The organism is Salegentibacter chungangensis (genome assembly GCF_042678405.1).
GTDB classification, from domain to species: Bacteria; Bacteroidota; Bacteroidia; order Flavobacteriales; family Flavobacteriaceae; genus Salegentibacter_A; species Salegentibacter_A chungangensis.
In genome coordinates, this window is record NZ_JBHTLI010000005.1 from 1 (window position 1) to 2,994 (window position 2,994).

Annotated in this window: 1 protein-coding gene and 1 pseudogene; both read right to left on the reverse strand. The window is 43.2% G+C overall.

What is annotated here, in order from left to right; all coding sequences use genetic code 11:
- Positions 1–2,315, reverse strand: a pseudogene (locus ACFQ3Q_RS14055) (hypothetical protein); the annotation flags it as partial.
- Positions 2,316–2,796: 481 nt separating this feature from the next.
- Positions 2,797–2,994, reverse strand: a 198-nt coding sequence (locus tag ACFQ3Q_RS14060; protein ID WP_380746923.1) for a hypothetical protein, incomplete at its 5' end; no start/stop codon positions are given.

Consider the following 2,994-nt stretch of genomic DNA (forward strand, 5'->3'; position numbering starts at 1 on the left):
GTAAAGGTTACCGTAGCCGATCCGGTCGCACCACAAAGATCGCTTAAAGCGTCGAAGTCGTTGCTCCAGGTGACATCACCACAGCTGTCCGAGGCCATTGCGCCTCCGTTGTTGGCAAGCCACGCATCAAGTGCGGCTGTGTTTCCTTGGCCGTCACATTCCACGGTTTCATCCATCGCTTCGGTATCGATCATTGGATCGGTAGTGTCTTCAATAGTGAAGGTCGCCGAAGTTTCGCTGGTGTTACCGCAGTCGTCGGTAGCGGTAAAGGTTACCGTAGCCGATCCGGTCGCACCACAAAGATCGCTTAAAGCGTCGAAGTCGTTGCTCCAGGTGACATCACCACAGCTATCAGAAGCCATTGCGCCTCCGTTGTTATCTAACCAGGCTTGTAAGGCGGCCATATTGCCTTCCCCGTCACATTCCACGGTTTCATCCATCGCTTCGGTGTCTATTGTTGGATCGGTTTCATCTGGTGGCAGGCTAAAGGTAGCATTACAATTTGCAGACTGATCGCATTCATCGGTCACAGAAATACCAACAGTAATGCTTCCACCGTCACAAGAATCTCCATCAAATTCAATTTGATCAAGGCTGGAATATTCATTCCCTCCGGCTGTGTATACCACACTAACTTCTCCACCACCACCGGAGTAAGTAAAGCCGGAATAAGTAACCCCATTATAGGTTCCTCCATTTAACCAGGCTTCAAATGCAGCCGAAACATCTTCAGTTGAAGTACAAGCTTCCAAATCAAGATTTTCAGAACAGCTTACTTCAAGTATTTCAGCCGGATCGTTCTGGACTACGGCAATACCTTCTGCTTCCGCAGTACAACCGGCCCTGCCGGCTATTTGTATAGTTGCAGAAACTTTATAGGTGCCTACTGTTACATTTTCAAGAACCGCGCTCGTTGCTCCGTCAATTTCCACATATTCACCATCTACCAATTCATACCATTGATATTCAAATGTCTGATCCTGGGGTGTGGCAATCGCTGTTAAAGTGGTAGACTCTTCAAAACATTCATAAGAGCCATCAGCTACAGAAACTGTAACTTCAGGTGTATCTCCTAAAGAAAATGGCCCTGCAAAATCCTTTAAAGATGAGTCGAATGATTGAGAAGACCTTGATTTTACGATAACGCTTCCAAGGGGACTTTCACATAAAGACTGACTGCTTCGGGTATCGAATCCGAAAAGGGTAGCGTTTAATGCAAGCTCTGCAAAAGTATTGGTCTGATAAAAATCTACCAGGTCCCCCGCATCATTTATAGTGCCCCATAAAGGAGCCGGAACCGGTCCCCCACTATTGGATTGCGCAAATACGGCCATCTGTTCATTTTGCCCGTTTTTTAAACTAATTCTTGCGTAGCCATAGTTATTGGAAAGGTCATTATCACAGGGGTAAAAGATAAAATTCCCGCTTCTTGTTCCGAAATTAAAAGGTCTCCCGGAAAGTTCGTTGAAGGCTGCAAAATCATTATTAGTGGGAAAATCACGCTTATCGATCCAAACCAAAAGCCGAATGTCTACAACATCTCCTCCTTTAGTATAGTTTACTGAGAGAATAATATCTCCGTGAGAAATTACGGAGCCATCACCTTCAAGGTCAAATTCGTATGCAGAATGCCCGCATTCATTCCCTTCAGTTATAAAACTGGACCCATCTTGTGCCAGTGTTATTTTTTCCCGATAATACTCAAAATCAAGATAACTGTCCCCATCAGAATTTCTTGTAGAAGCCGCAACTATGGCATATTCATCCCCGGCATTGGGTTCTCTCCTTAAATGTGCAAAAACATCTATAAGATCATTCTTTTGCGGAACTTCACCATCTTTAAGGGTCCACCTGGTTGGATTATTATAGTTTTTATTGACCTTTTGGTCAAAAACCGTAACGTCACTGTTACTTCCATCCGTACGCTGGTCCCGGTAATATACAGCATCAATCCACAACCTGCCATCGCCTTCAGGCATCGTATAAATATCTGAAGACATTCGCAATTGTATAGTATCATTACTACCTGACTGAAGAATAGCAAGTTTCGCCGTATCGGTAGTGTCAATTACTCCTGCGCCCTGGTGAGCAGTACCATCTGGTCCTGTTCCATCAGGAGCTTTATGAAACCAGTCATCGGTTCCGGTGGCCATATTAATTGGGTCACCAACCTGCCAGGTAACTAATCCGGAATTGGTAAAATAAAGGGTATCCCGCTGGACATCTCCGTCAATACCAAACCCAGCCTGGACACTGGTGTTAAGGTCTACTTCCTGAGCATAGGAAGTAAAAGAAAAAACTGTTACCAGCAGCATAAAAATCAAAATTTTAAAGCTAACTGGAAAAGCCCGCATTCGGTGCTGACATCGTTGCCAGCAGCCGTCGCCAGTTTCTAATGAACCCGGCAATGTAAAGTCTTTCATAATTAAAGATTTTATGGTTAGTACTATTACCGAGGTTAAGTGAGAAATAAACAAAAAGTCTGTTTCCAGATCTGAGGACAGAAAACGGATCTAAAAGATCAAATGGGGGGAATAAAGCCTTACAAGATTGCAAGGTTGTAACACCAAAAAATGGTTTACCATCTACGGGGGGATATTGAATAAAAAACACCGGATTATTAAAAAAAGAGTGGTCCGGGGGATTTTTAAGAGAATTGAAAGTTTTAGGGAAAAACCCTCAATCTGAAATCTAAATTAGAAAATTAAGACATCAAAGCGTTATGGAATTCTCAAAATTTAGAGGAATAATAAGTTATATGACAAAATATAAGTGTTTTCACCCATAATTTTTTATCTAGGGATATCCCTTACATTTTGATATTATGAAGACATGAATTGGCTTTCTGTTTAAAAAGGATAGGGGGGCTTTTTTGGGACAGGGGTATAAAAAAACCCCTCCAGGATAACCTGAAGGGGTTTCAAAAACAAGGCGGCGACATACTCTCCCACAAGATAGCAGTACCATCTGCGCTAACGGGCTTAACTTCTCTGT